The sequence below is a fragment of the Burkholderia sp. HI2714 genome (assembly GCF_002223085.1).
Lineage (GTDB): Bacteria > Pseudomonadota > Gammaproteobacteria > Burkholderiales > Burkholderiaceae > Burkholderia > Burkholderia lata_D.
Genome location: NZ_NKFM01000012.1, coordinates 156117 through 182354, shown reverse-complemented (window position 1 = coordinate 182354; position 26238 = coordinate 156117). Strand labels below are relative to the sequence as shown.

Sequence of the window (26238 nt, the reverse complement as noted above, 5' to 3'; positions counted from 1 at the left end):
GGCCCCGTCTCACCCGTTCTCTCCGGCGCCGCGCCGTTTCCCCGGCCGGCATCCCGAACCCGCCCGCCGAGGGCTTTCGTTATTCCGTTTATGTTTCGTTCCCTGACGACCCTGATCAAGAAGTGGCGCGCGTCGCGCAATGCCGGTCACCAGCTCGATGCGCTGCTCGCGCACGCCGACGCCGATGCGTCGTACGCCGAGCGCAGCGAATGGCTGATCGAGCTCGCGCACTGGCTGCGCCGCACCGGCACGATGCAGGCCGCGCAGGACGCACCGGCCGATCGCGACGCCGATGCGCGTGCGTATCCGGCCCATGCGCGGCTGCGCTACCTGTTCCACGTGCTCGATCGCAATCCCGCGTGGAAAACCCACGCCGCGCGCATCCTGCGCGGCATCCTGCGCGAGTGCGACGGCATCTCGCTCCTGTGCGACGCCGGCATGCCCGTGCACTCGGGCTTTTTCGGCGCGCTGTTCGAGCGGATCGACTCGTCGCTGATCCCGCCCGCGCCGAACCGCCGCGAGCTGTCCGCGCTGTTCACGCTGATGTTCCCGACGCCGGAAGACGCGCAATGGATCGACGCGCTGCCCGACGATCTCCTCACACGCCTCGCCGAGCTGATCTCGTTCGACGTCACCGATGAAGAGCGCCACGAGCCGGGCTCGTTCTCGCGCGACCTGCTGGCCGCGCTGCACAACCTGACCTGCCAGATCAGCTCGACCGGCCTGTCGCAGACGGTGCGCAGCCGGCTCTCCGACGACGATGCACGCAAGCCGCTCGAAACGCAGCCGTTCTACCGCCTCACGCGCGCGATGCTCGCGGTCGAGACCGCGCACGCGGCCGTCGAGGACGGCGGCGACCCGAGCAAATTGCTGCACGAGGTGAACTACCTGCGCGTGCTGCTCGACGAATGCCGGATCGCCGTCGACGAGGTGTTCTCGCATCTGTACCGCAACGGCGTATCGGTCGACATCGTGTTCCAGGTCGAACGGATGCGCATGCGCATCGTGCGCGCCGAGATGCTGCTGAACGCGTGGATGGCGCGCGACGACCTGCACGGGATGGCGCACCTGACGGCCGAGCTCGTCGACGCGAACCACAACAGCCAGAGCGTGTCGCACCTCGTGCGCAGCAACTTCTCGCTGTTCGCGCGCAAGCTCGTCGAGACCAACGCGGACACCGGCGAGCACTACATCTCGCGCGGCCGCGCCGAGTACCTGAAGATGCTGCGGATGGCCGCGGGCGGCGGCCTCGTCACGGTCGTGACCGTGTGCGTGAAGTTCGCGATCACGGGCGCGCACCTGCAGTCGATGCTCGAAGGGCTGCTCGCGGGCGTCAACTACGCGGCCAGCTTCATGCTGATGCACTTCCTGCACTTCACGCTCGCGACCAAGCAGCCCGCGATGACCGCGCCGACCCTCGCGCGCGAGCTCGACGACACCGGCCACGAGGAAGGCGTGAAGGCGTTCGTCGCGTCGGTGATCGCGCTGATCCGCACGCAGGCCGCCGCGATTTCCGGCAACGTGCTCGTCGTGCTGCCCGTGTGCCTGCTGGTGCAGCTGTTCGCGGGCAACGTGATGCACGCGAACCTGATCTCGCCGGAGAAGGCGCACGCGACCCTGCACTCGTTCTCGCTGCTCGGCCCGACGCCGCTCTATGCGGCGCTGACCGGCGTGCTGCTGTGGGCGTCGAGCCTGCTCGCGGGCTGGGCCGACAACTGGTTCGTGCTGCACCGGGTCGGTGACGCGCTCACGTACAACCGCCGGCTGCGCCTCACGCTCGGTACGGCCGGTGCCGCGAAGCTCGCGCACTTCTGCCGGTCGAACGTGGCCGGCGCGGTCGCGAACGTCGGGCTCGGCCTGATGCTCGGCCTCGTTCCGGCGATCGTCACCGTGTTCATGTTCCCGTTCGAGGTGCGGCACGTGACGCTGTCGGCCGGCTCGATCGGCGTCGCGCTCGGCGTGCTGGGCAAGGATGCGCTCGGCACGCCCGAGCTGTGGTGGGCCGGCGCCGGCGTGCTCAGCATGGCGATCCTCAACGTGCTCGTGAGCTTCGCGCTCGCGTTCACGATGGCCGTGCGCTCGCGCAGCCTGCGCCGGACCAAGGTGCGCGCGCTCGTCGCCGCGATCGTCCGCACGGTGCTGTCGAACCCGCTCGCGCTGTTCTGGCCGGGCAGCGGCCACGCGGCGCGCGCCGGCCAGCCGGGCTCGCACTGAGCCTGCGGCGGCATGGCGGTGCCCGTCCGGGCGCCGCCGCGCGGCCTGCCGGCACGCCTGCGCGGCGCCCCGGCCCGCGCCGCGGCACCGAAAGGCGACGCAACGCCGGCCCCGGCCGCCCGCGCCGCGTACAATAGTGGACTTTTGCACGTCCTCACCGCCTTATGTCCTCGCCCACCCTGTACGAATTCTTCGCCCCCTGCCCGCGCGGCCTCGAAGCGGCGCTTGCCGCCGAGCTGGCCGAAATCGCCGGCCGCCACCTGAACGGCGCGCCGTTCACCGCGGGCGCGCAGGTGCCGGGCGGCGTCCATTTCAGCGGCGGCTGGGCCGCCGGCATGGCCGCGAACCTCCATTCGCGGATCGCGAGCCGGATCCTGCTGAAGATCGCGCACGGCCCGTACCGCAACGAACAGGACGTCTACGCGCTCGCGCTCGAGCAGCCGTGGGAACGCTGGTTCGCGTCGACGCAAACACTGCGCATCGACATCACCGCGATCAAGTCGCCGCTGAAAAGCCTCGAATTCACGACGCTGCGCGTGAAGGATGCGATCTGCGACCGGATGCGCGAGAAAACCGGCTCGCGCCCGAGCATCGACACCGGTGCGCCGGACGTGCGCGTATTCGCGTTCCTGACCGTCAACGAGTGCACGCTGTACCTCGACACGTCGGGCGAGCCGCTGTTCAAGCGCGGCTGGCGTCTCGACAAGGGCGCGGCGCCGCTGCGCGAAAACCTCGCGGCCGGCATCCTGCGCCTGACGGGCTGGACGCCCGGCACGGCGCTGTACGACCCGATGTGCGGCAGCGGCACGTTCCTCGCGGAAGCCGCACAGATCGCGCTCGGCGTGGCGCCGGGCGTCGAGCGCCGGTTCGGCTTCGAGAAACTCAAGCAGTACGACATCACCGCATGGCAGGGGCTGAAGGTCCCGGCGCTGGACGCGAAGCGCGCGGCGCGCGGCAAACGCGGCGAAGCGCTCGGCGTGTACGGCAGCGACATCTCCGGCGACATGCTCGAGAAGGCGCGCGCGAACCTCGAGCGTGCAGGCGTGCCGTCTGTATGGCTCAAGCAGGTCGACGCGCGCGGGATGACGCCGCCGTGCGACGGTCCGGGCATCATCCTCGCGAACCCGCCGTACGGCGAGCGGATCGAAGTGCGCGGCCGCAGCGCGCGCGGCGAGGTGCGCGAGACGGGCCGCAACCGCGGCAACGACGACGCCTTCCGCCGCACCCACACCGACGCACCGGACAGCGAGTTCTTCAACGCGCTCGGCGATGCGCTGAAGCAGCGCTTCACCGGCTGGCAGGCGTTCCTGCTGACGTCCGACCGTTCGCTGCCGGGCCAGCTGCGGCTACGCGAATCGGCGAAGACGCCGCTGTTCAACGGCGCGCTCGAATGCCGGCTGTTCCGCTTCGACCTGATCGCCGGCAGCGTGAAGGCGCGCCCGGCCACGCCGGAAGGCGACGCGTAACCTGCATCATGATCGCCACGGGGCCGCCGGTGCGGCCCCGCTGCGGCACCCGGAACGCCGTCGTTACCGCACCCGCGGCAACGGCGGCGTTTCGTTTCAGTGCTTCGAGCACGCCCAGCGCCCCATCGTGAACGGCAGCGCCTGCCCCGTCTCGAGCAGCGTCTTGAGGCTCGACAGCACGACCGGCCAGCCACCGCGAATCCCGCGATCCATCTCCGAGCCCGGCACCAGCCCGTCGTGCGTGACGGTCAGCTTCACGACGCCCTCGTGCGGCTCGACGAGATAGGTCACGCGCGACGTCTCCCCCTCCCCAGACGGCGTACGCCACGTGACGACCAGCCGGTGCGGCGGATCGTTCTCGACCACTTCGCCGACGATGTCGATCCGCGATGGATCGTCGTAGTCCTGATGTTCCCAGCGCGAGCCCGGCCGCCAGTCGGGCGACGCGTTGCGGTGCCGCACCCAGTAGTCCTTCGTCAGCTCGGCGTTGGTGAGCGCATCGAACACACGCTCGGGCGTCGATGCAATGAACGTCACGTACACAAAGGCGGGATTACTCATCGTTGCCTCCAGATTCGCCGGCCGCTTCCAGCCCGCGCTTGAGGTCCGCCAGCGCCTGCAGCCGCTGACGCTCGAACTTGCCGATCCAGCGTTCCGCGATGTCGTGGATCGGCACCGGATTCAGGTAATGCAGCTTCTCCCTGCCGCGCCACGTCGTCGCGACGAGATTCGCGGCCTCGAGCAGCGCGAGATGCTTGCTCACCGCCTGCCGGCTCATCGCGAGCCCGTCGCACAGCTCGGACAGGGTCTGTCCGCTCTTTGCGTGCAGCAAATCAAGCAACTGGCGGCGCGTGGCGTCGGCCAGCGCCTTGAAAACGAGATCCATGCCACTCCCGGGTCAATGACCTTATTATGCAACCAAACAGTTGCATGTCAAGGGTGACAACTCTACTGACAATACGGTGTCAGCAGGCCGCGATCACACTGCAATCCGGGCGCAATGCAAGGCTGGTTTCCGCACCGAACCCGAACAACAAACAACGCAACAAGGAGCTCGTCATGACGTCCGCAACTGCCAATGCCACCGCCACCGTGGAACGCGCGATCGCGTGGTTCGACATTCCGTCCCTCGATTTCGACCGGGCGATCCGCTTCTACGAAACCGTGCTGCAGACGACGCTGCAGCGCGCAGTCATCGGCGGCGTGCCGATGGCCACGTTCGACCGCGACACCTCAAGCACGGGCGGCAGCATCGTGTTCGATCCGCAGCAGATGAAGCCGAGCGCGAACGGCGTGCTCGTCTACCTGAACGCCGGCGAATCGGTCGTCGCGGCGCTCGAACGCGCGAAGCGCGCGGGCGGCGTCGTGCAGGGCTCGGTCGTCGAGCTGCCGAACAACTACGGCTACGTCGGCTACCTGATCGACACCGAAGGCAACCGCGTCGGCCTGCACGCGCCGAAATGCCACTGAGCGCAGCGGCCGTCGGGCCCGTGCGGCGCTATCATCGCGAAGTCCCCACTGCCGTTGGAATCGAGGTGCCGTCATGACGCGCCGTGCCGACCGCCTGTTCCAGATCGCCGAGCTGCTGCGCGGGCGTCGTCTCACGACCGCGCAGCAGTTGGCCGACTGGCTGTCGGTGTCGCCGCGCACCGTCTATCGCGATGTGCGCGACCTGCAACTGTCAGGGGTGCCGATCGAAGGCGAAGCCGGCATCGGCTACCGGCTGAACCGCAACGCGAGCCTGCCGCCGCTCACGTTCACGGCCGAGGAACTCGCGGCGCTCGCCACCGGCGCGCGCATGCTCGAAACCTGGGGCGGAGCGCGCTTCGCGAGCGGCGCGCGCTCGGCGCTCGCGAAGATCGCATCGGCGATGCCGGCCGACAAGCGCACGGCGCTCGACCGCCTGCCCGTGTTCGCGCCGTCGTTCCACATCGACGAGACGTTTTGCGCGAAGGTCGACGCGATCCACCAGGCCATCGACACGCGCCACGTCGTCAGCTTCGGCTACCGCGACCGGCTCGGCGCGCATTCGCAACGCCGCGTGTGGCCGCTCGGGCTCGTCTACTGGGGCGGGCGCTGGACGATCGGCGCCTGGTGCGAGCTGCGCGAGGATTTCCGCACCTTCGACATCGCGCGGATGGGCGACATCGTCGTGCACGAGCAGTTTCCGGACATGGAAGGGCGGCGGATCGCCGACTACATGCGAATCGCGGAAGCGCCGATGCGCTGACGCGGCACGACGGCGAGTGCGCGGCGCGCCGCCGCGCTGTCCATGTTCCGGGCCGCCCAGCGGCGCCCGGCCCACCCTACCCGCCGAACACCACCGTCCGCTTCGGCCGCTCGTCGACGTGCAGCGAGAACACGTCGGGCCGCGCGTAATGCCCGACCACGTCGAAGTCGTAGCGCGCCCGCACGAGTTCGTCGGTATCGATGCGCGCGGTCACAAGCCCGGCTTCGCCGATCAGCGGCTCCGTCAGCAGGTCGCCGAGCGGCCCGACGATCACGCTGCCGCCGCGGATCAGCGGCCGCTCCGGATCCCAGCCCGGCACGTCGATGCCGAGCGCGCGCGGCGACGGCTGCACCTGGCACGCACTGACGACGAAGCAGCGCCCCTCGTGCGCGATATGCCGCATCGAGCTCTGCCAGACGTCGCGCTCGTCGACGGTCGGTGCACACCAGATCTGCACGCCCTTCGCGTACATCGCGCAGCGCAGCAGCGGCATGTGGTTCTCCCAGCAGATCGCGGCGCCCGCGCGGCCCGCGGCCGTGTCGACGACGGGCAGCGTCGAGCCGTCGCCCTGCCCCCAGATCAGCCGCTCGGTGCCGGTCGGCATCAGCTTGCGGTGCTTCGCTACGAGCCCGTCGCGCGGATCGAAGAACAGCGCCGTGCAGTACAGCGTGCTGCCGCCGCGCTCGATCACGCCGACCACGAGGCTCGCGCCCGTGCGCTGCGACAGCGCGGCCAGCTCGTCGGTTTCCGGCCCCGGCACGTCGATCGCCTGCGCGGCATAGCGCGCATACGCGTCGCGGCCTTCGGGCAGCCGGTAGCCGAGCCGGGTGCCGAAGATCTCGCCTTTCGGATAGCCGCCGAGCACGGCCTCGGGCAACACGACGAGCGACGCGCCGCTGTCGCGGATCGCGGTTTCGTAGCCGAGGATCGTGTCGAGCGTGGCGCGCGTGCCGGCGGGCGATGCGCCGATCTGCAGCGCGGCGATGACTGACGTGGACATGAAGGCGTCTCCGGTGAATGGGGTAACGCCATCTTTATCGATAAGATGTCATCGATCAAATCGATAGAACGATAAGTGTCATGAATGCAGATGATATCGCCGGCCTCGACCTGAACCTGCTGAAAGTGTTCGAGGCGCTGTACGAGGAAGGCGGCGCGAGCCGCGCGGCGCTGCGGCTCGGCCTCACGCAGTCGGCGGTGAGCGCGGCGCTCGCGCGGCTGCGCGTGATCTATGGCGATCCGCTGTTCGCGCGCACCGGCCGCGGGCTCGCGCCGACGCCGCGCGCGGACGAACTGAAGCCGATCCTGTCCGACGCGCTCGACCGCTGTCGCGAAAGCCTCGCGATCGCGGCCGACGGTGGCGACCGCATCGGCCGCACGATCTCGATCGGACTGTCGGACGACTTCGAGATCGCGCTCGGCCGCGCGCTGATCGACGCCGTCGCGCGGGAAGCCGCCGGCATCCGGCTGATCTTCCGGCAGACGCACAGCGGCATCGCCGGCGACGCGCTGCTGCGGCACGGCGTCGACCTCGCGATCGCGTCGGGCGGCTTCTCGGCGAACGGGCTCAGCCGGCGCGCGGTCGCGACGGGCGGCTATGCGTGCCTGATCGACCCGGCCGCCAGCCCGAGGCCGCCGCGCACCCTCACGCTCGCCGATTTCCTGCGGCGCGACCACCTGCTCGTGTCGTCGGGCGGCGTGATCGGGATCGTCGACGAAGCGCTGGCCACGCTCGGCTACAAGCGGCGCGTCGCGGCGTCGACCACGCATTTCGCCGCGCTGCCGTACCTGCTCGCCGGCTCCGGCGCGGTCGCGACGATTCCCGCGCATGCGGCACGCGCGATCGCGCAATCCACCCCGCTGCGCGCGCTCGCATGCCCGGTCGACTTGCCGCACTACCCGGTCGAAATCGGCTGGCGCACGAGCACGCAGCGCGACCCGGCGATCGTGCGCGTACGCGACACGATCGCCGCGTGCGTCGCCCATCTCGTCGCGCCATGAAAAAGGCCCGACTGACGTGTGCCAGTCGGGCCTGCCCGGTCACGCTGCCCATGAATCGAAGCAGGCAGCCGCGTTGCCACCGCGTGCGTCATTCGACCGACTTCACCATGTCCTCGATGACCTTCTTCGCATCGCCGAACACCATCATCGTCTTGTCCATGTAGAACAGGTCGTTGTCGAGCCCCGCGTAGCCGGCCGCCATCGAGCGCTTGTTGACGATCACCGTGCGCGCCTTGTACGCCTCGATGATCGGCATCCCCGCGATCGGCGACGCCGGATCGTTCTTCGCGGCCGGGTTCACGACGTCGTTCGCGCCGAGCACGAGCACGACGTCGACCTGGCCGAATTCTCCGTTGATGTCCTCCATCTCGTGCACGATCTCGTACGGCACTTCCGCTTCCGCGAGCAGCACGTTCATGTGCCCGGGCATCCGCCCCGCGACCGGATGGATCGCGTACTTCACGTCGATGCCCTTGTCGACCAGCTTGTCGGTCAACTCCTTCAGCGCGTGCTGCGCACGGGCCACGGCCAGCCCGTAGCCTGGCACGATCACGACCGTCTCCGCGTTGCCGAGCATGAACGACGCGTCTTCGGCCGACCCCGACTTCACCGGCCGCTGCTCCTTCGAACCTGCCGCGCCACCCACCGCCGCCTCGCCGCCGAAGCCGCCGAGGATCACGTTGAAGAACGAGCGGTTCATCGCATGGCACATGATGTACGACAGGATCGCGCCCGACGAGCCGACGAGCGACCCGGCGATGATCAGCATCGCGTTGTTCAGCGAGAAGCCGATGCCGGCCGCGGCCCACCCCGAGTACGAGTTCAGCATCGACACGACCACCGGCATGTCCGCGCCGCCGATCGGGATGATGATCAGCACGCCGAGCGCGAACGCGATCGCCGTCATGATGATGAACGGCAGCCACGACTGCGTGATGAAGAACAGGATGCCGAAGCCGAGCATCGCGAGCGCGAACATCAGGTTGAGCAAATGCTGGCCCGCATACACGACCGGCGCGCCCTGGAACAGCCGGAACTTGTATTTGCCCGACAGCTTGCCGAACGCGATCACCGAACCGGAGAACGTGATCGCGCCGACGACCGTGCCGATGAACAGCTCGACGCGGTTGCCGTACGGGATGAAGTTCGACGACACAGCGTCCTGCGGCACGAGCCCGAACGCTTCCGGCTCCGACACCACCGCATATGCGATGCACACGGCCGCGAGACCGATCAGCGAATGCATCGCCGCGACGAGCTCCGGCATCTTCGTCATCTCGACGCGCGCGGCGACGAACGCCCCCACGCCGCCGCCGACGATCAGCGCGCCGAGCACCAGCGCGATGCCGAGCGGCAGGTTCGCACCGAGCCACTCGGCCTGCTTGACGATCAGCGCGACCGTCGTGAGGATCGCGATGGCCATCCCGGCCATCCCGAACAGGTTGCCGCGCCGCGCGCTCTTCGGGTTCGACAGGCCCTTCAACGCCTGGATGAAGCACACCGATGCGACGAGGTACAGCAGCGTGACGACGTTCATGCTCATCGCGCGCCCTCCTTGCCGCCGTCGGCCTGTTTCGGCGCCTTCTTGCGGAACATCTCGAGCATTCGCCTCGTCACGAGGAAGCCGCCGAACACGTTGACGGCCGCGAGCGCGACCGCGAGCGTGCCGAAGATCTTGCCGGTCATGCCGACGGTGAGCGCCGCCGCCAGCATCGCGCCGACGATGACGATCGCCGAGATCGCGTTGGTCACGGCCATCAGCGGCGTATGCAGCGCCGGCGTGACGTTCCACACCACGTGGTAGCCGACGTACACGGCCAGCACGAAGATGATCACGTTGATCACCGTGTGATTGATGACTTCCATGGTCGCCTTCTCCCCGGTTACTTGCGCGCGACTTCGCCGTCGCGGCACAGAAGCGTCGCGGCGACGATGTCGTCGGTCAGGTCGATGTGCAGCGTGCCGTCCTTCGTGACGATCAGCTTCATGAAGTCGAGCAGGTTGCGCGCATACAGCGCCGACGCGTCCGCTGCGACCATCGACGCGAGATTCGTGTAGCCCGCGATCGTCACGCCGTCGTGCACGATCACCTGGTCGGCGACCGTCAGCGGACAGTTGCCGCTCTTGCGGCCGTCGAATTCCGGACCGCGGCCGGCCGCGAGATCGACGAGCACCGAGCCCGGCTTCATCGACTGCACGGTTTCAACGGAGATCAAGGTCGGCGCCGGGCGCCCGGGAATCAGCGCGGTGGTGATCACGATGTCGGCCTGCTTCGCCCGCTCATGCACCAGCGCGGCCTGGCGGCCGAGCCACGACGGCGGCATCGGGCGCGCATAGCCGCCCACGCCCTGCGCCGCGTCGCGCTCTTCGTCGGTTTCGTACGGGACGTCGAGGAATTTCGCGCCGAGCGACTCGATCTGCTCCTTCACGGCCGGCCGCACATCGGACGCCTCGATCACCGCGCCGAGGCGCTTCGCGGTCGCGATCGCCTGCAGGCCCGCGACGCCCGCGCCGAGAATCAGCACGCGCGCGGCCTTCACGGTGCCGGCGGCCGTCATCAGCATCGGAAAGAAGCGCGGATACAGCGTGGCGGCCACCAGCACGGCCTTGTAGCCCGCGATGTTCGCCTGCGACGACAGCACGTCGAGACTCTGCGCGCGCGTCGTGCGCGGCGCGGCTTCGAGCGCGAAGCCCGTCACGCCGGCCGCGGCGAGCTTCGCCGCCTGCTCGCCGTCGAACGGCTCGAGCATGCCGACCAGCACCGAGCCGCGCTTGAGCAACGGCAGTTCGGCGTCGGTGGGCGCCTGGACCTTCAGCACGATGTCGACATCGAAAGCGGCCGGCTGGCCGGTCAGTTCGGCACCGGCGGCCGCATAGGCGTCGTCGGGATAACTCGCGGCGACACCGGCCCCTTTCGCGATGCTGACCCGATGCCCGGCCGCCGCGTATTTCTTCACGGTTTCCGGCGTCGCAGCCACACGCGCCTCGTTCGCCCGCGTTTCGGCAGGCACGCCAATATGCATCGTCGGTCCCTCCGTCATCGTCAGTGTTTCGTTTCCTGCGTTTTCTACTGCGCAACGAGCCGGGCAGGCCGACTACCGGCTCACGAGCGACGACACTCACTCTCCACTTTAGGCGAAAGCGATGGCCGTACCAGCACGCTCCTACGATCGTGCGAGAAGGCGATGCCGGCCCGTCCGGTGTCGTCGCGTATCAGCAAGGCAGACGAATTGAAAGGGTCAGATTCGTTTAGCGTGGCGACCGGCAGCGTTCGGGCGCAACCGGTAAAATGCCGAACCATGAAACCCGAAATCTGGACCCCGCATGTGACGGTCGCCGCGCTCGTCGAGCACGCCGGCCGCTTTCTCATGATCGAGGAAGAAACCTCGTCGGGCCTGCGCATCAACCAGCCGGCAGGCCACCTCGAAGCCGGCGAAACGCTGGCCGACGCCGTGATTCGAGAAACGCTCGAGGAAACTGCGCACCCGTTCACGCCCGACGCGCTCGTCGGCGTCTATCTCGCGCACTACGACCGCCCCGGCACCGCCGGCGCGACTTACCTGCGCTTCACGTTCTGCGGCACGGCCAGCGAGCCGATCGCGGGCCACGCGCTCGACGACGGCATCGTCCGCACGCTGTGGATGACCGCCGACGAGCTGCGCGCGTGCGGCGAACGCCATCGCTCGCCGGCGGTGATGCGCTGCGTCGACGATTACCTCGCCGGGCGGCGCATTCCGCTCGATTTCGTGCACACGCATTCGGTCGCGCCGCGCCCCGAAGCATTCGAACGTCAGGCGGTCAACAAATGAGCAAGCGCCGTGTAGTGGTGGGCATGTCGGGCGGCGTCGATTCGTCGGTGACCGCGTGGCTGCTGAAGGAACAGGGTTACGACGTGGTCGGCCTGTTCATGAAGAACTGGGAAGACGACGACGGCGAATACTGCTCGACGCGCCAGGACTGGATCGACGTCGTGTCGGTGGCCGACCTGATCGGCATCGACGTGGAAGCCGTCAACTTCGCGGCCGAATACAAGGACCGCGTGTTCGCCGAGTTCCTGCGCGAATACTCGGCCGGCCGCACGCCGAACCCCGACGTGCTGTGCAACGCCGAGATCAAGTTCAAGGCGTTCCTCGATCACGCGATGTCGCTCGACGCGGAAATGATCGCGACCGGCCACTATGCGCGCGTGCGCGAGCGTGACGGGCGTTTCGAACTGCTGAAGGCCTTCGATCATACGAAAGACCAGTCGTACTTCCTGCACCGGCTGAACCAGGCGCAACTGTCGAAGACGATGTTCCCGCTCGGCGAGATCCCGAAGACGAAGGTACGCGAGATCGCCGCGCAGATCGGGCTGCCGAACGCGAAAAAGAAGGATTCGACCGGCATCTGCTTCATCGGCGAACGGCCGTTCCGCGATTTCCTGAACCGCTATCTGCCGACCAAACCCGGCCCGATGAAGACGCCGGACGGCAAGGTCGTCGGCGAGCACATCGGCCTCGCGTTCTACACGTTCGGCCAGCGCAAGGGCATCGGCCTCGGCGGCAGCAAGACCGGCAACGGCGATCCGTGGTTCGTCGCCGCGAAGGACATCGCGTCGAACACGCTGTACGTCGTGCAGGGCCACGATCATCCGTGGCTGCTGGCGCGCGAGCTGGTCGCGGGCAACGTGAGCTGGGTCGCCGGCGTACCGCCGGCCGAAGGTTTCGCGTGCGGTGCGAAGACGCGCTACCGGCAGGCCGATGCGGCGTGCGCATTCGGTGCCGCCACGCCCGGCCCGGCAGGCGAAGCCCGCTTCTCGCTCGCGTTCGACGACGCGCAGTGGGCCGTCACGCCCGGCCAGTCGGCCGTGCTGTACGACGGCGAGATCTGCCTCGGCGGCGGGATCATCGAATCCGCGCTGTCCGGCAACACGCAGGCGAACGACGCGCCCGCCCTCGCGCTCGCCCGCTGACGCGCCGCCGCCGGCGCCGCGCAAGCGGCAGCCGGCCGGAAGCGGCCGCGCCACTCACCGCATGTTCCGCACCGACGCGTCGTAGCGCTCGCGCGCCGCGTCCAGATCGGGAAAATGGCGCTCGGCCCAGCGGTCGAGCGCCACGAGCGTCTCCACGAGCGACCCCGCCACTGCCGTCAACCGGTACTCGACGTGTGCGCGCCGCGCGGCCACCGCGATGCGTTCGATCAGCCCGTTGCGCTCCAGCTCGCGCAGCGTCTGCGTCAACACCTTCTGGGAAATCCCGCCGATACGCCGCAGCAGTTCGCCGTTACGCAGCGGCCGCTCGGCCAGCGCGGGCAGGATCAGCAGCGACCACTTGCCGGCGACCAGCGCCAGCGCGTCGCGCGCCGAGCAGTCCGCCGCATAGACGTCGCCGGGAAATGCCATGGTTACCTCCGGGTGCGTGATTGCGCGGCCCCATCGCCGCCGGCCATCATCGTCGCACACTCCCGGAGCCCGCCATGCATGCGCTGATCGTCGTCGCCCATCCCGAACCGCAGTCGTTCAACGCCACCCTCGCCGGCGCGGCAGCCGACGCCTGGCGCATCGGCGGCCATACCGCGACGGTCGCGAACCTGTACGCAGACGCGTTCGACCCGTGCGAAGCGCCGCACCATTACGCAGACCGGCTCGACACCGCCCGCTTCGACACGCAGCGCGAGCAGCGCCATCACTGGGAACGCGGCACGCTCCCGCCCGAGGTCGCGCATCAGGTCGACCAGCTGAAGCAGGCCGACGCGCTGATCCTGCAGTTCCCGCTGTGGTGGTTCGGCGCGCCCGCGATCCTGAAGGGCTGGATGGATCGCGTGTTCGTCTACGGCGGCCTCTACAGCAGCCGGCAGCGCCACGATCGCGGCGTACTGCACGGGCGGCGCGCGCTGCTGAGCGTCACGACCGGCTCGTCGGCCGCCGCCTGCGCGCCCGACGGCCGCGAAGGCGACACCCGCCTGCTGCTGTGGCCGATCATGTACGCGCTGCGCTACGTCGGCTTCGACGTGCTCGAACCTCACCTGATCCACGACGTCCGCGGCGGCCTCGCGGGCGACGCCGCCCGGCGGCAGGACACGCGCCTCGCGCTCAGCCTCGCCGGCTACCGCGCGCGGCTGCGCGACTGGCAGGCATGGCCGCGGGTGCCGTTCAACCGCGACGAAGATTTCGACGACGACGCCCGGCTGAAGCCCGGCAGCCCGGCGTACAGCCCGTTCATCCGCCCGACCGGCGCGGGTGGCTAGGCCCCGACTCGGCAACGCGAGCTTCGCGACACCCGTAGTAGACTCTCGACCATCGTGGGCGCTGGCAGCGGCGGGTACGGCACGGGCAGCATGCCCGCCGGGCCCGCGTGATGCCTCGGGCGCCGACCTGCCGGCCGCCGCGCGATCCTGGCGACGTGACGGCCATCCAGACAATGACGATGGAGTCCCCATGTTTTCCCGACGCTATATCGCGATGTGGTGCGCGGTCCTGCTGTTCGTGGCCGTCGCGGCGCTCGCCGCGCGGCACACGATCGCGTGGCTGTGGCTGCTGATCCCGGCCGCCCTCGTCGCGCTCGGCCTGTACGACCTGAAGCAGGACCGCCACGCGATCCTGCGCAACTACCCGCTCTGGGGCCACTTCCGCTTCCTGTTCGAATTCATCCGACCTGAAATCCGCCAGTATTTCGTCGAGGACGACACCGACGAAAAGCCGTTCTCGCGCGCGCAGCGCAGCCTCGTCTACCAGCGCGCGAAGAACGTCGCCGACAACCGCCCGTACGGCACCGAGCTGAATGTGAAGGCCGTCGCGCACGAATGGATCAGCCACTCGCTCGCGCCGACGAAGCTGCCGAACCACGATTTCCGCATCCGCGTCGGCGCGAACCGCGCGCAACCGTATGACATTTCGATCTTCAACATCTCGGCGATGAGCTTCGGCTCGCTGTCCGCGAACGCGATCCGCTCGCTGAACCTCGGCGCGAAGAAAGGCGGTTTCGCGCACGACACCGGCGAAGGCTCGCTGTCGAAGTACCACCGCGAAAACGGCGGCGACATCATCTGGGAAATCGCGTCCGGCTACTTCGGCTGCCGCAACGACGACGGCACCTTCAACCCCGACAAGTTCGCGAAGCAGGCCGCCGATCCGCAGGTCAAGATGATCGAGGTGAAGCTGTCGCAGGGCGCGAAGCCCGGCCACGGCGGCGTGCTGCCGGCCGCGAAGATCACGCCGGAAATCGCCGAGACGCGCGGCGTGCCGATGGGCAAGGACTGCATCTCGCCCGCGACGCACTCGGAGTTCTCGACGCCGCGCGGGCTGCTCGAATTCGTCGAACGGCTGCGCACGCTGTCGGGCGGCAAGCCGACCGGCTTCAAGCTGTGCATCGGCCATCCGTGGGAATTCTTCGGGATCGCGAAGGCAATGCTCGAGACCGGCATCGTGCCGGACTTCATCGTCGTCGACGGCGCGGAAGGCGGCACGGGCGCGGCGCCGCTCGAATTCACCGACCACGTCGGCGTGCCGCTGCAGGAAGGGCTGCTGCTCGTGCACAATACGCTCGTCGGGATCGGCGTGCGCGATCGCGTGAAGATCGGCGCGAGCGGCAAGATCATCACGGCGTTCGACATCGCGCGTACGCTCGCGATCGGCGCGGACTGGGTGAACTCGGCGCGCGGCTTCATGTTCGCGGTCGGCTGTATCCAGGCGCAGCACTGCCACACCGATCGCTGCCCGACCGGCGTCGCGACGCAGGACCCGGTGCGCCAGCGCGCGCTCGTCGTGCCCGACAAGGCCGAGCGCGTGTACAACTTCCACCGCAATACGCTGCATGCGTTGCAGGAACTCGTGCAGGCGGCCGGCCTCGCGCACCCGTCCGAGCTGCGCGCGCATCACATCGTGCAGCGGGTCGCGCCGCATGAAGTGCGGCTGATGTCGCAGTTGCTGAAGTACCTGAAACCCGGTGCGCTGCTCGACGGCCAGACCTGCGGCTTCTCGCTGTACGACAAGTGGTGGCCGATTGCGCGCAGCGATTCGTTCACGCTCGGGGAGGCCGTGTACGCATCGATCGAATGACGCGGGCGACCGTCCCCGCCGCGGGGCGGCCCGGCAAAAAGAAAAGCGCCCCGCGGGGCGCTTTTCTTTTGTCTGCCGAATGCGGCAAACGCGTGAATGCGTCGCGTGCGGCTCAGTTCTGCGGCAGCGTGTCGGCGAACGACGGCCGCTGCAGCAGCTTCGCGAAGTGCTTGTCGAGGTTCGGATGGCGATCGCGCCAGTTGAGCTCGGGCATCCGGAAGTCGAGATAGCCGAGCGCGCAGCCGAGTGCGATGTCGGCGAGCGTGTAATGATTACCGACGCACCACGTCTTGCCGCCGAGGCCCTGCGACATCGCGACGAGGCCGTCGTCGATCTTGCGTTGCTGGCGCGCGATCCAGCTCGCGCTGCGCTGCGCCTCGTCGCGCATCGTATGTTCGACGCGAATCGTCACCGCCGCGTCGATCACGCCGTCGCCCAGCGCTTCCCAGCACCGCACCTCGAGGCGCTCGCGGCCCGACGGCGGAATCAGCTTGCCGACCGGCGACAGCGTATCGGCGTATTCGCAGATCACGCGGGAATCGAACACCGCGGCACCATCCTCCATCACGAGACACGGGACCTTGCCGAGCGGATTCGATGCATGAATATCCGTCTCCGGCGCCCACACGTTCTCGAGCTCCAGCTTGTAGTCGATCTTCTTTTCAGCCAGCACGATCCGCGCCTTGCGGACGTACGGGCTGCTGAGCGAACCGATTAATTTCATCATCTGCCTTTTTAAGGGAACCGCCGAGAGTATACGTTGTCGCCGATCATAACCGGCCAGCGCCGCGCGACAGAAAATCGCCCGGACGGCCTGTGGATGGTTTGCAACAACCGCCGCGCGGGCCTTCCAGGGCGGCTTCCCGCCCCCTCTCTCACGCACGGCGTCCCGCGGCGCTACAATCGCACGAATGAACGCGCCCCTCGATACCGCCATCGCCGTCGACGTCTACCGCCAGCGCCGTGAACGCGTGCTTGCCGCACTGCGTGCCGCCGGCGGCGGCGTCGCCATCGTCCCCACCGCGCCCGAAGTGCCGCGCAACCGCGATACGGACTATCCGTACCGGTTCGACAGCTACTTCCACTACCTGACGGGCTTCAGCGAGCCGGATGCCGTGCTCGTGCTGATCGCGGCCGCGCCGCACGGCGCGCCGGAGTCGATCCTGTTCTGCCGCGCCAAGAACGCCGACCGCGAAATCTGGGAAGGCTTCCATTACGGGCCGGAAGCCGCGCGCGATGCGTTCGGCTTCGACGCGGCGTTCGCGGTCGACGTGATCGATACCGAGATGCCGCGCCTGCTCGCCGACGCGGGCACCGTGCACTACCGGTTCGGCGCATCGGCCGACTTCGACCGCCAGCTCTCGGGCTGGGTCGACGCGGTGCGCGCGCTGGCGCGCACGGGTGTCGCCGCGCCGGATGCGATGCTCGACCTCACGCCGCTGCTCGACGACATGCGGCTCGTGAAGGACGAGCACGAACTCGCGATCATGATGCGCGCCGCGCACATCTCCGCCCTTGCGCACCGCCGCGCGATGCAGGCGTGCCGCCCCGGCATCCGCGAATACGAACTCGAGGCCGAGCTGCTGTATGTGTTCCGCAAGCACGGCGCGCAGTCGCCCGCGTACGGCTCGATCGTCGCGGCCGGCGCGAACGCGTGCGTGCTGCACTACCCGGCCGGCAACGCGGCCGCACAAGATGGCGACCTGATCCTGATCGACGCCGCGTGCGAACTCGACGGCTACGCGTCGGACATCACGCGCACGTTCCCGGCCAACGGGCGCTTCTCGCCCGCGCAACGCACGCTGTACGACATCGTGCTCGCCGCGCAGCAGGCCGCGATCGACGCGACGCGCGCCGGCGTGCCGTTCGAGGCGCCGCACGACGCCGCCGTGCGCGTACTCGCGCAGGGGCTGCTCGACACCGGCATCATCCCGAAAACACGCTTCTCGAACGTCGACGACGTGATCGCCGAGCGCGCCTACGCGCGCTTCTACATGCATCGCACCGGCCACTGGATCGGCATGGACGTGCACGATTGCGGCGACTACCGCGAGCGGCTCGCCGAGCGTGACGGCAACGGCGCGCTGCCATGGCGCACGCTGAAAGCCGGCATGACGCTGACGATCGAGCCCGGCCTGTACGTGCGCGCCGCCGACGACGTGCCGCCCGAGTACTGGAACATCGGCATCCGCATCGAGGACGACGCGATCGTGCGCGAGCACGGCTGCGAGCTGATCACGCGCGGCGTGCCCGTCGCGGCGGACGAGATCGAAGCACTGATGCGCGCGGGCGCATGACCGGCTGCCGCCGACCGTTACCTCCGTTTCACGAATCAAGATGACGACCGCCTCCTCCCCGGCCACGCCGGACTACGATCTCGCCATCGTCGGCGCGGGCCCTGTCGGGCTCGCGCTCGCCGGCTGGCTCGCACGACGCAGCGCGACGCAGCACGCATCGATCGCACTGATCGATGCACGCGAACCGGCCGCGAGCGCGAACGATCCGCGCGCGATCGCCGTGTCGCACGGCAGCCGCGTGCTGCTCGATACGCTCGCGTGGCCCGCCGACGCGACGCCGATCGAACATATCCACGTGTCGCAGCGCGGCCATTTCGGCCGCACGCTGATCGACCGCGACGAGCATGACGTCGCCGCGCTCGGCTATGTCGTGCGTTACGGCTCGCTCATGCAGGCGCTCGCGGGCGCCGTGCGCGGCACGCGCGTCGACTGGCTCACGTCGACCACCGCCCGCACGCCGCAGCAGGACGCCGCCGGCGTCACGCTGACGCTCGACGGCCCGCAGGGCGAGCGCACGCTGCGCGCACGCGTCGTCATCAATGCGGAAGGCGGGCTGTTCCACGAACAGCAGGCCGACGCCGGCAAACATCGCCGCGACTACGGACAGACCGCGATCGTCGGCACGGTCACGGTATCGGCGCCGCGCCCGAACGTCGCATGGGAACGCTTCACGCACGAAGGCCCGCTCGCGCTGCTGCCGCTCGGCGGGCCGCGCCAAGCCGAGTACGCGCTCGTCTGGTGCTGCACGCCCGACGAAGCGGCGCGCCGCGCCGCGCTGCCCGACGATGCGTTCCTGCGCGAGCTCGGCAGCGCATTCGGCGAACGCATGGGCGACTTCGTCGCGATCGCGGGGCGCGCATCGTTCCCGCTCGGCCTGACCGCCGCGCAAACGCTCGTCAACGGCCGCGTCGCGATCGTCGGCAATGCCGCGCAAACCCTGCACCCCGTCGCGGGCCAGGGGCTCAACCTCGGGCTGCGCGATGCGCATACGCTCGTCGATACGCTGTCCGCGCAAGGCTTCGAAGCGATCGCACTCGCCACCTTCAACGCGCGCCGCGCACTCGACCGGCGCTTCACGATCGGCGCGACCGACACGCTGGCGCGCCTGTTCACGATCGACTCGGGCCCGCTCCCGCTGCTGCGCGGCGCCGCGCTCACCGCGCTGGAGTTCGTGCCGCCGCTCAAGAAGGTGATCGCGCGCCAGATGATGTTCGGCCAGCGCAACTGACGCGCGGCGCGCACAGTCGCGCCGCTCAAACCGGGTCAAATCGGCGGGGCATGGGAATACGGTAAAATGCGCGTTTCCGTCCGCCCTTTCCCTCCCCGCGCCCGCCGCGGGCGGTGCCATTGCGATGCCCGTTATCGGTCCTCACGTATTGCGTAACAACCTGTTCGTCGCCCCGATGGCCGGCGTGACGGATCGTCCGTTCCGCCAGCTCTGCAAGCGGCTGGGAGCCGGTTACGCCGTGTCCGAGATGGTCGCGTCCAACGCGCAGCTGTGGAAAAGCGCGAAGACGATGCGGCGCGCGAACCACGAAGGCGAGGTGGAACCGATTGCGGTCCAGATCGCCGGCGCCGATCCGGCGATGATGGCCGAAGCGGCCCGCTACAACGTCGACAACGGCGCGCAGATCATCGACATCAACATGGGCTGCCCGGCGAAGAAGGTCTGCAACGTCGCGGCCGGCTCCGCGCTGCTGCAGAACGAGCCGCTCGTGCAGCGCATCGTCGAGGCCGTCGTCGCGGCGGTCGGCACGGGGCCCGATGCGGTGCCCGTCACGCTGAAGATCCGCACCGGCTGGGATCGCGAGCACAAGAACGCGATCACGGTCGCGCGCCTGGCCGAAGCCGCCGGCATCTCGATGCTCACCGTGCACGGCCGCACGCGCGCCGACCTGTACCGCGGCGACGCCGAATACGACACCATCGCCGCCGTGAAGGCGGCCGTGCGGATTCCGGTGGTCGCGAACGGCGACATCACGTCGCCCGCGAAGGCGAAGGCCGTGCTCGACGCCACCGGCGCCGACGCGCTGATGATCGGTCGTGCCGCGCAAGGTCGGCCGTGGCTGTTCCGCGAAATCGATCATTTCCTGCAAACCGGCGAGTTGCTGCCCCCGCCGCGGATCGACGAGATCCAGCACGTGATGAACGAACACCTGGAAGACCACTACGCTTTCTATGGTGAATTCACGGGAGTCCGTACTGCGCGCAAGCACATCGGCTGGTACACTCGCGGCCTTTCCGGTGCCAACGGGTTCCGGCACAGGATGAACACGCTCGATTCCACCCGCGAGCAGCTCGCCGCCGTCAATGCATTCTTCGAGGCGCAAAAGGCGCTGTCGGACCACCTCGTCTACGTCGATGACGAAGAGGAAAACGGCCAGGGCGAGTCGGACGACCATAACCAGTTAGCAGCATGAGCAAGCACAACATCGAACAATGTGTCCGCGAGAGCCTGGACGTGTATTTCCGGGATCTAGACGGCTCCAATCCGCACGACGTCTATGAAATGGTGATGTCCTGCGTCGAAAAGCCGATGCTCGAGGTCGTGCTCGTACAGGCAGGCGGCAACCAGTCGCTCGCCGCGGAGTACCTCGGCATCAATCGCAACACGCTGCGCAAGAAGCTGCAGCAGCACGGCCTGCTGTAGGCAGCCGTCCCGTCCCCGTTTCCCTGGCTATTGGTGGTTCCATCATGATCAAGCAAGCGCTCATTTCCGTTTCCGACAAGACCGGCATCGTCGACTTCGCGAAGTCGCTGTCCGACCTCGGCGTCAAGCTGCTGTCGACGGGCGGCACCGCGAAACTGCTCGCCGACGCGGGCCTGCCCGTGACCGAAGTGGCTGATTACACGGGCTTCCCGGAAATGCTCGATGGGCGCGTGAAGACGCTCCACCCGAAGGTGCACGGCGGCATCCTCGCCCGCCGCGACCTGCCCGAGCACATGCAGGCGCTGGAGCAGCACGGCATCCCGACGATCGACCTGCTCGTCGTGAACCTGTACCCGTTCGTCGCGACGATCGCGAAGGACGACTGCACGCTCGCCGACGCGATCGAGAACATCGACATCGGCGGCCCGACGATGCTGCGCTCGGCCGCGAAGAACCACCGCGACGTGACGGTCGTCGTCGATCCGGCCGACTACGCGGTCGTGCTCGATGAAATGAAGGCGAACGGCAATGCGGTCGGCTACGCGACCAACTTCCGCCTCGCGACCAAGGTGTTCGCGCACACCGCGCAATACGACGGCGCGATCACGAACTACCTGACGAGCCTGACCGACGAGCTGAAGCACGCATCGCGCAGCGCGTACCCGGCCACGCTGAACCTGGCGTTCGACAAGGTGCAGGACCTGCGCTACGGCGAGAACCCGCACCAGAGCGCCGCGTTCTACCGCGACCTCGCGACGCCGGCCGGCGCGCTGGCGAATTACCGCCAGCTGCAGGGCAAGGAACTGTCGTACAACAACATCGCCGATTCCGACGCAGCGTGGGAATGCGTGAAGACGTTCGACGCACCGGCCTGCGTGATCATCAAGCACGCGAACCCGTGCGGCGTCGCAGTCGGCAACGATTCGGCCGACGCATACGCGAAGGCGTTCCAGACCGACCCGACGTCGGCGTTCGGCGGCATCATCGCGTTCAATCGCGAAGTCGACGAAGCGGCTGCCCAGGCTGTCGCGAAGCAGTTCGTCGAAGTGCTGATCGCACCGTCGTTCTCCGACGCCGCGAAGCAGGTGTTCGCCGCGAAGCAGAACGTGCGCCTGCTCGAAATCGCGCTCGGCGACGGTCATAACGCATTCGACCTGAAGCGCGTGGGCGGCGGCCTGCTCGTGCAGTCGCTCGATTCGCGCAACGTGCAACCGAGCGAGCTGCGCGTCGTCACGAAACGCCAGCCCACCGCGAAGGAAATGGACGACCTGCTGTTCGCGTGGCGCGTCGCGAAGTACGTGAAGTCGAACGCGATCGTGTTCTGCGGCAACGGCATGACGCTCGGCGTCGGCGCCGGCCAGATGAGCCGCGTCGACTCGGCGCGCATCGCGAGCATCAAGGCGCAGAACGCCGGCCTCACGCTGGCCGGTTCGGCGGTGGCATCGGATGCGTTCTTCCCGTTCCGCGACGGCCTCGACGTCGTCGTGGCAGCCGGCGCGACCTGCGTGATCCAGCCGGGCGGCTCGATGCGCGACGACGAAGTGATCGCGGCGGCCGACGAGCACGGCATCGCGATGGTCCTGACGGGCGTACGCCACTTCCGTCACTGATCGCATGCGGCCCGCGCGGCCGCTGCACGACAACCCGGCGGCATCGCACCCGCCGGGTTTTTTATTGCGCGGCGCCTTCGCGCACGACCGGGCGACCGGCTTGCCGCACCAATCGTTGTAGTATCGCTGCATCACGCCACTCTCCTCACTCATGCGAATTCTCGGCATCGACCCCGGCCTGCGCGTCACCGGCTTCGGCATCATCGACGTCAGCGGCCATCGGCTCGCGTATGTTGCGAGCGGCGTGATCCGCACGCCGACCGCCGACCTGGCCACCCGGCTCGGCACGATCTTCCAGGGCGTCTCGACCATCGTGCGCGAGCACGCCCCCGACCAGGCCGCGATCGAAAAGGTGTTCGTCAACGTGAACCCGCAGTCGACGCTGCTGCTCGGCCAGGCGCGCGGCGCCGCGATCTGCGGCCTCGTCGCCGGCGGCCTGCCCGTCGCCGAATACACGGCGCTGCAGCTCAAGCAGGCGGTGGTCGGCTACGGCCGCGCGACCAAGACGCAGATGCAGGAAATGGTCACGCGACTGCTCAGCCTCTCCGGACAACCAGGCTCCGACGCGGCCGACGCGCTCGGCATGGCGATCTGCCACGCGCACGGCGGCAATACGCTCAGCACGCTCGGCGGCCTCGCGCCGGCGCTCGCGAAGAAAGGGCTGCGCGTGCGGCGCGGGCGGCTGGTGGGCTGACACCGGCGCGCATCGCGGCCCGGCACGTCGGCTCGACTGCGTTGGCCACCTTGGCTGCGCTGACCACCTTGATCGCTTTACCCGCGCCCGACGCGCCCGCGACACGCGCCGCCCCGGCCTGATGGCCGATCCCGTCGGCATCGCGCCGCACGTGCGCTACACTCGCGCTTTCTTCCTCGCATCAAGCCATCCATGATCGGTCGCATCGCCGGCATCCTGCTCGAAAAGAACCCGCCCCACCTGCTCGTCGACTGCAACGGCGTCGGCTACGAAATCGACGTGCCGATGAGCACCTTCTACAACCTGCCGCAAACGGGCGAGCGCGTCGTGCTGCTCACGCAGCAGATCGTCCGCGAGGACGCGAACCTGCTGTACGGCTTCCTGACGCCGCAGGAACGTACGACCTTCCGCGAGCTGCTGAAGATCACCGGCATCGGCGCGCGCATGGCGCTCGCCGTGCTGTCCGGCATGAGCGTGCAGGAACTCGCGCAGGCCGTGACGATGCAGGACGCCGCGCGCCTCACGCGCCTGCCCGGCATCGGCAAGAAGACGGCAGAACGCCTGCTGCTCGAACTGAAGGGCAAGCTCGGCGCCGATCTCGGCGCGCTCGCCGGCGCCGCATCGCCGTCCGACCACGCGACCGACATCCTCAACGCGCTGCTCGCGCTCGGCTATTCCGAAAAGGAAGGCCTCGCCGCGATCAAGAACGTGCCGGCCGGCACCGGCGTATCCGAAGGTATCAAGCTCGCGTTGAAGGCGCTGTCGAAGGTGTAACGCCCGCCTGACGCGCCGCCAACCGGTGCGTTGAAGCCAGTGTCGCGCAGCCGCGCGACACTCGCCAGTCGGCCGTTCGGCCAGGTGGGCGGGACTGCGGCGCGCGGTACAATGGCCGCATGATTGAAACCGACAAACTCGCCACCGAGCAGCGGATCATCGCCGCCACGCCCACCTCGTCGCACGAGGAGGTGTTCGAACGTGCGCTGCGGCCGCGGCAACTCGACGACTACGTCGGCCAGGAAAAGGTGCGCGGCCAGCTCGAGATCTTCATCGAAGCCGCCAAGCGCCGCTCCGAGCCGCTCGACCACGTGCTGCTGTTCGGGCCGCCAGGCCTCGGCAAGACGACGCTCGCGCACATCATCGCGCGGGAGATGGGTGTGAACCTGCGCCAGACGTCGGGCCCCGTACTCGAGCGCGCGGGCGATCTCGCCGCGCTGCTGACGAACCTCGAAGCGAACGACGTGCTGTTCATCGACGAGATCCACCGGCTGTCGCCGGTCGTCGAGGAAATCCTGTATCCGGCACTCGAGGATTACCAGATCGACATCATGATCGGCGAAGGCCCGGCCGCGCGCAGCGTGAAGCTCGACCTGCAGCCGTTCACGCTGGTCGGCGCCACCACCCGCGCCGGGATGCTGACCAACCCGCTGCGCGATCGTTTCGGGATCGTCGCACGCCTCGAGTTCTACGATGCCGATCAACTGTCGCGCATCGTGCGGCGCTCGGCGTCGCTGCTGAACGCGCAGATCGATCCGAACGGCGCGCTCGAAATCGCGAAGCGTTCGCGCGGCACGCCGCGGATCGCGAACCGGCTGCTGCGCCGCGTGCGCGACTTCGCGGAAGTGAAGGCCGACGGCCAGATCACCGCGGCCGTCGCCGATGCCGCGCTCGCGATGCTCGACGTCGATCCCGTCGGCTTCGACCTGATGGACCGCAAGCTGCTCGAGGCGATCCTGTACAAGTTCGACGGCGGCCCGGTCGGCATCGACAACCTCGCGGCGGCGATCGGCGAAGAGCGCGACACGATCGAGGACGTACTCGAGCCGTACCTGATCCAGCAGGGCTTCCTGCAGCGCACGCCGCGCGGGCGCGTCGCGACGCTGCTCACGTATCGCCACTTCGGGCTTTCCGTGCCCGACACCGGCCGCACCGAACGCGGCGAGTGGGATACCCCCGACGGGAAGTAACCCGTCGCCCGAGCCGCACCCGCCATGACGACGCCACCCAGCTCCCACCCCGCCGCACCCGCACCGGGCCCGCGCTGGGCCGAGCCGATCCGCAAGCGGCTCGTGGCCGGCGTCACGCACCTGACGGCAGGCGGGGGCGGCCCGTCGCTCGACCTCTCTTCGCCGCCGGGAGACCCCGGGCTGTTCGGTCCCGAGGCCGTCTGCTGGCGCGTGCATGCCGACTTCACGTCGATGATGACGGGCGGCATCGCCGCGCTGCTGCTGCAGGCGCTCCACCCGCTCGCGCTCGCGGGCGTCTGGGATCACTCGTCGTTCCGCACCGACATCCTCGGCCGCTTGCGACGCACCGCCACGTTCATCACCGGTACGACGTTCGGCAGTCGCGCGGACGCCCTCGCGCTGATCGAGCGCGTGAAATCGATCCACGCGCACATATCGGGCACCGCGCCGGACGGCCGCCCGTACCGCGCCGACGATCCGGCGTTGCTGACCTGGGTGCATGTCGCGGAAGTATCGAGTTTCCTCGCCGCGCACCTGCGCTATGTGAATCCCGCGCTGCCGGGCGAGTTGCAGGACCGCTACTACGCCGAAACGGCATTGGTCGCCGAACTGCTCGGCGCACACGAGGTGCCCCGTTCGCGTGCCGAGGTGGCCGCCTATCTCGCGCGCATGCAGCCTGAGCTCGAGGCCGGGCCGCGCACGTTCGACGTGATGTCCATCCTGCTGAACGTGCCGGTCGCCAAGCCCGCACTGCGGCCGGCCGCGTCGCTGGTGATGCATGCGGGCATCGACCTGCTGCCGCCGTGGGCGCAGCGCATGCTCGGCGTATCGGCGTTCGCGCCGCTGCGCCGCGCGGTGGTCCGGCCCGGCATCCGGGTCGTCGCGCCCGTGCTGCGCTGGGCGCTCGTGAACGGCGCGTCAAAGCGTGCACGCCGCCGCGCCGCCGCGACACCGCCCGACGGCACCCCGCCTGCCTGACGATCCGCTTCCTCTTATCATTTCAATTTACTGTCAAATACCTGTGACAAGCTGACGGGCTTGCACCCGCGCACGGTCGCACGTGCCATACGTCCCGCT

Annotated in this window: 26 protein-coding genes; 18 read left to right on the top strand and 8 right to left on the bottom strand. The window is 68.7% G+C overall.

What is annotated here, in order from left to right; genetic code table 11:
- The first annotated feature begins 90 nt into the window (after positions 1–90).
- Positions 91–2214 carry a site-specific recombinase gene (locus CFB82_RS03710; protein ID WP_089483450.1) on the top strand — a complete coding sequence of 708 codons (2124 nt, stop codon included), beginning with the start codon at positions 91–93 and terminating at the stop codon, positions 2212–2214.
- A 164-nt stretch (positions 2215–2378) separates the two neighbouring features.
- Entirely contained in the window at positions 2379–3680 is a 1302-nt protein-coding gene (locus CFB82_RS03705) for a THUMP domain-containing class I SAM-dependent RNA methyltransferase (protein ID WP_089444955.1), read from the top strand.
- Positions 3681–3776: 96 nt separating this feature from the next.
- On the opposite strand, the gene CFB82_RS03700 is transcribed toward CFB82_RS03705, so the two are convergent.
- Entirely contained in the window at positions 3777–4241 is a 465-nt protein-coding gene (locus CFB82_RS03700; protein ID WP_089483449.1) for an SRPBCC family protein, read from the bottom strand.
- On the bottom strand, positions 4234–4566 hold the full coding sequence (locus CFB82_RS03695) for an ArsR/SmtB family transcription factor (RefSeq protein ID WP_069247160.1): 333 nt from the start codon (positions 4564–4566) through the stop codon (positions 4234–4236). The genes CFB82_RS03700 and CFB82_RS03695 overlap by 8 nt, the downstream gene beginning before the upstream one ends.
- A 173-nt stretch (positions 4567–4739) precedes the next feature.
- On the opposite strand from CFB82_RS03695, the gene CFB82_RS03690 reads away from it, so the two are divergent.
- Together CFB82_RS03690 and CFB82_RS03685 are read left to right on the top strand one after the other, a co-directional pair.
- Positions 4740–5150: a VOC family protein gene (locus CFB82_RS03690; protein ID WP_089483448.1), complete on the top strand. Its 411-nt coding sequence runs from the start codon at positions 4740–4742 to the stop codon at positions 5148–5150.
- 73 nt (positions 5151–5223) lie between these two features.
- On the top strand, positions 5224–5910 hold the full coding sequence (locus CFB82_RS03685; RefSeq protein WP_069247158.1) for a helix-turn-helix transcriptional regulator: 687 nt from the start codon (positions 5224–5226) through the stop codon (positions 5908–5910).
- 76 nt (positions 5911–5986) lie between these two features.
- On the opposite strand, the gene CFB82_RS03680 is transcribed toward CFB82_RS03685, so the two are convergent.
- Complete coding sequence (locus CFB82_RS03680) at positions 5987–6910, bottom strand: carbon-nitrogen hydrolase family protein (protein ID WP_046544957.1); 924 nt, start codon at positions 6908–6910, stop codon at positions 5987–5989.
- An 80-nt stretch (positions 6911–6990) separates the two neighbouring features.
- Between CFB82_RS03680 and CFB82_RS03675 the strand changes: the two genes are divergently transcribed.
- Positions 6991–7911 (top strand): LysR family transcriptional regulator, encoded by a 921-nt coding sequence (locus CFB82_RS03675; protein WP_089483447.1) that lies wholly within the window; start codon positions 6991–6993, stop codon positions 7909–7911.
- 88 nt (positions 7912–7999) lie between these two features.
- Here CFB82_RS03675 and CFB82_RS03670 read toward each other — a convergent pair whose 3' ends face one another.
- The 3 genes from CFB82_RS03670 to CFB82_RS03660 are packed head-to-tail and all read right to left on the bottom strand — an operon-like array spanning position 8000 to position 10934.
- Positions 8000–9454: an NAD(P)(+) transhydrogenase (Re/Si-specific) subunit beta gene (locus tag CFB82_RS03670; protein WP_089483446.1), complete on the bottom strand. Its 1455-nt coding sequence runs from the start codon at positions 9452–9454 to the stop codon at positions 8000–8002.
- The gene (locus tag CFB82_RS03665) at positions 9451–9777 is read right to left on the bottom strand and encodes an NAD(P) transhydrogenase subunit alpha (protein ID WP_089483445.1); all 327 of its coding nucleotides are present in this window, start codon (positions 9775–9777) and stop codon (positions 9451–9453) included. Before CFB82_RS03665 ends, CFB82_RS03670 begins: the two co-directional genes overlap by 4 nt.
- Before the next feature lie 17 nt (positions 9778–9794).
- Positions 9795–10934 (bottom strand): Re/Si-specific NAD(P)(+) transhydrogenase subunit alpha, encoded by a 1140-nt coding sequence (locus CFB82_RS03660; protein ID WP_089483492.1) that lies wholly within the window; start codon positions 10932–10934, stop codon positions 9795–9797.
- A gap of 276 nt (positions 10935–11210) precedes the next feature.
- Between CFB82_RS03660 and CFB82_RS03655 the strand changes: the two genes are divergently transcribed.
- Complete coding sequence (locus tag CFB82_RS03655; RefSeq protein WP_089424513.1) at positions 11211–11720, top strand: NUDIX hydrolase; 510 nt, start codon at positions 11211–11213, stop codon at positions 11718–11720.
- Positions 11717–12862, top strand: a complete 1146-nt coding sequence (mnmA, locus tag CFB82_RS03650) for a tRNA 2-thiouridine(34) synthase MnmA (protein ID WP_089483444.1) — start codon at positions 11717–11719, stop codon at positions 12860–12862. The genes CFB82_RS03655 and mnmA overlap by 4 nt, the downstream gene beginning before the upstream one ends.
- A 54-nt stretch (positions 12863–12916) precedes the next feature.
- Here the strand turns inward: mnmA and CFB82_RS03645 are convergent, their stop codons facing one another.
- On the bottom strand, positions 12917–13291 hold the full coding sequence (locus CFB82_RS03645) for a winged helix-turn-helix transcriptional regulator (RefSeq protein WP_089483443.1): 375 nt from the start codon (positions 13289–13291) through the stop codon (positions 12917–12919).
- Positions 13292–13365: 74 nt separating this feature from the next.
- On the opposite strand from CFB82_RS03645, the gene CFB82_RS03640 reads away from it, so the two are divergent.
- Both CFB82_RS03640 and CFB82_RS03635 read left to right on the top strand, forming a co-directional pair.
- A complete protein-coding gene (locus CFB82_RS03640; protein WP_089483442.1) occupies positions 13366–14136 on the top strand; it encodes an NAD(P)H-dependent oxidoreductase in 771 nt (256 codons plus the stop codon).
- Positions 14137–14326: 190 nt separating this feature from the next.
- A complete protein-coding gene (locus CFB82_RS03635) occupies positions 14327–15946 on the top strand; it encodes an FMN-binding glutamate synthase family protein (RefSeq protein ID WP_089483441.1) in 1620 nt (539 codons plus the stop codon).
- A gap of 112 nt (positions 15947–16058) precedes the next feature.
- On the opposite strand, the gene CFB82_RS03630 is transcribed toward CFB82_RS03635, so the two are convergent.
- Positions 16059–16673, bottom strand: coding sequence for a glutathione S-transferase family protein (locus CFB82_RS03630; RefSeq protein ID WP_089483440.1), 615 nt, complete (start codon positions 16671–16673; stop codon positions 16059–16061).
- A gap of 184 nt (positions 16674–16857) precedes the next feature.
- Here CFB82_RS03630 and CFB82_RS03625 point away from each other — a divergent pair, with 184 nt between their 5' ends.
- The 9 genes from CFB82_RS03625 to CFB82_RS03585 all read left to right on the top strand — a co-directional run bounded on the left by CFB82_RS03625 (position 16858) and on the right by CFB82_RS03585 (position 26139).
- On the top strand, positions 16858–18243 hold the full coding sequence (locus CFB82_RS03625; protein ID WP_089483439.1) for an aminopeptidase P N-terminal domain-containing protein: 1386 nt from the start codon (positions 16858–16860) through the stop codon (positions 18241–18243).
- Between the two features lie 40 nt (positions 18244–18283).
- A complete protein-coding gene (locus CFB82_RS03620; protein WP_089483438.1) occupies positions 18284–19471 on the top strand; it encodes a UbiH/UbiF/VisC/COQ6 family ubiquinone biosynthesis hydroxylase in 1188 nt (395 codons plus the stop codon).
- Between the two features lie 124 nt (positions 19472–19595).
- Positions 19596–20663, top strand: a complete 1068-nt coding sequence (dusB, locus tag CFB82_RS03615; protein WP_006497523.1) for a tRNA dihydrouridine synthase DusB — start codon at positions 19596–19598, stop codon at positions 20661–20663.
- Positions 20660–20893: a Fis family transcriptional regulator gene (locus CFB82_RS03610; RefSeq protein ID WP_006476892.1), complete on the top strand. Its 234-nt coding sequence runs from the start codon at positions 20660–20662 to the stop codon at positions 20891–20893. The genes dusB and CFB82_RS03610 overlap by 4 nt, the downstream gene beginning before the upstream one ends.
- A gap of 44 nt (positions 20894–20937) precedes the next feature.
- Entirely contained in the window at positions 20938–22503 is a 1566-nt protein-coding gene (gene purH, locus CFB82_RS03605; RefSeq protein WP_071333925.1) for a bifunctional phosphoribosylaminoimidazolecarboxamide formyltransferase/IMP cyclohydrolase, read from the top strand.
- A gap of 151 nt (positions 22504–22654) precedes the next feature.
- Complete coding sequence (ruvC, locus tag CFB82_RS03600) at positions 22655–23197, top strand: crossover junction endodeoxyribonuclease RuvC (protein ID WP_069247145.1); 543 nt, start codon at positions 22655–22657, stop codon at positions 23195–23197.
- A gap of 192 nt (positions 23198–23389) precedes the next feature.
- Positions 23390–23971: a Holliday junction branch migration protein RuvA gene (gene ruvA, locus CFB82_RS03595; protein ID WP_069247144.1), complete on the top strand. Its 582-nt coding sequence runs from the start codon at positions 23390–23392 to the stop codon at positions 23969–23971.
- Positions 23972–24090: 119 nt separating this feature from the next.
- Positions 24091–25161, top strand: coding sequence for a Holliday junction branch migration DNA helicase RuvB (gene ruvB / locus CFB82_RS03590; RefSeq protein WP_069247143.1), 1071 nt, complete (start codon positions 24091–24093; stop codon positions 25159–25161).
- A gap of 24 nt (positions 25162–25185) precedes the next feature.
- Entirely contained in the window at positions 25186–26139 is a 954-nt protein-coding gene (locus tag CFB82_RS03585; RefSeq protein WP_089483437.1) for an oxygenase MpaB family protein, read from the top strand.
- Positions 26140–26238 lie beyond the last annotated feature (99 nt).

Bases quoted from the DNA above. Each gene is read 5' to 3' on its own strand.
- CFB82_RS03710 (WP_089483450.1), top strand. From the start codon at position 91: ATGTTTCGTTCCCTGACGACCCTGATCAAGAAGTGGCGCGCGTCGCGC.
- CFB82_RS03705 (WP_089444955.1), top strand. From the start codon at position 2,379: ATGTCCTCGCCCACCCTGTACGAATTCTTCGCCCCCTGCCCGCGCGGC.
- CFB82_RS03700 (WP_089483449.1), bottom strand. From the start codon at position 4,241: ATGAGTAATCCCGCCTTTGTGTACGTGACGTTCATTGCATCGACGCCC.
- CFB82_RS03695 (WP_069247160.1), bottom strand. From the start codon at position 4,566: ATGGATCTCGTTTTCAAGGCGCTGGCCGACGCCACGCGCCGCCAGTTG.
- CFB82_RS03690 (WP_089483448.1), top strand. From the start codon at position 4,740: ATGACGTCCGCAACTGCCAATGCCACCGCCACCGTGGAACGCGCGATC.
- CFB82_RS03685 (WP_069247158.1), top strand. From the start codon at position 5,224: ATGACGCGCCGTGCCGACCGCCTGTTCCAGATCGCCGAGCTGCTGCGC.
- CFB82_RS03680 (WP_046544957.1), bottom strand. From the start codon at position 6,910: ATGTCCACGTCAGTCATCGCCGCGCTGCAGATCGGCGCATCGCCCGCC.
- CFB82_RS03675 (WP_089483447.1), top strand. From the start codon at position 6,991: ATGAATGCAGATGATATCGCCGGCCTCGACCTGAACCTGCTGAAAGTG.
- CFB82_RS03670 (WP_089483446.1), bottom strand. From the start codon at position 9,454: ATGAGCATGAACGTCGTCACGCTGCTGTACCTCGTCGCATCGGTGTGC.
- CFB82_RS03665 (WP_089483445.1), bottom strand. From the start codon at position 9,777: ATGGAAGTCATCAATCACACGGTGATCAACGTGATCATCTTCGTGCTG.
- CFB82_RS03660 (WP_089483492.1), bottom strand. From the start codon at position 10,934: ATGCATATTGGCGTGCCTGCCGAAACGCGGGCGAACGAGGCGCGTGTG.
- CFB82_RS03655 (WP_089424513.1), top strand. From the start codon at position 11,211: ATGAAACCCGAAATCTGGACCCCGCATGTGACGGTCGCCGCGCTCGTC.
- mnmA (WP_089483444.1), top strand. From the start codon at position 11,717: ATGAGCAAGCGCCGTGTAGTGGTGGGCATGTCGGGCGGCGTCGATTCG.
- CFB82_RS03645 (WP_089483443.1), bottom strand. From the start codon at position 13,291: ATGGCATTTCCCGGCGACGTCTATGCGGCGGACTGCTCGGCGCGCGAC.
- CFB82_RS03640 (WP_089483442.1), top strand. From the start codon at position 13,366: ATGCATGCGCTGATCGTCGTCGCCCATCCCGAACCGCAGTCGTTCAAC.
- CFB82_RS03635 (WP_089483441.1), top strand. From the start codon at position 14,327: ATGTTTTCCCGACGCTATATCGCGATGTGGTGCGCGGTCCTGCTGTTC.
- CFB82_RS03630 (WP_089483440.1), bottom strand. From the start codon at position 16,673: ATGATGAAATTAATCGGTTCGCTCAGCAGCCCGTACGTCCGCAAGGCG.
- CFB82_RS03625 (WP_089483439.1), top strand. From the start codon at position 16,858: ATGAACGCGCCCCTCGATACCGCCATCGCCGTCGACGTCTACCGCCAG.
- CFB82_RS03620 (WP_089483438.1), top strand. From the start codon at position 18,284: ATGACGACCGCCTCCTCCCCGGCCACGCCGGACTACGATCTCGCCATC.
- dusB (WP_006497523.1), top strand. From the start codon at position 19,596: ATGCCCGTTATCGGTCCTCACGTATTGCGTAACAACCTGTTCGTCGCC.
- CFB82_RS03610 (WP_006476892.1), top strand. From the start codon at position 20,660: ATGAGCAAGCACAACATCGAACAATGTGTCCGCGAGAGCCTGGACGTG.
- purH (WP_071333925.1), top strand. From the start codon at position 20,938: ATGATCAAGCAAGCGCTCATTTCCGTTTCCGACAAGACCGGCATCGTC.
- ruvC (WP_069247145.1), top strand. From the start codon at position 22,655: ATGCGAATTCTCGGCATCGACCCCGGCCTGCGCGTCACCGGCTTCGGC.
- ruvA (WP_069247144.1), top strand. From the start codon at position 23,390: ATGATCGGTCGCATCGCCGGCATCCTGCTCGAAAAGAACCCGCCCCAC.
- ruvB (WP_069247143.1), top strand. From the start codon at position 24,091: ATGATTGAAACCGACAAACTCGCCACCGAGCAGCGGATCATCGCCGCC.
- CFB82_RS03585 (WP_089483437.1), top strand. From the start codon at position 25,186: ATGACGACGCCACCCAGCTCCCACCCCGCCGCACCCGCACCGGGCCCG.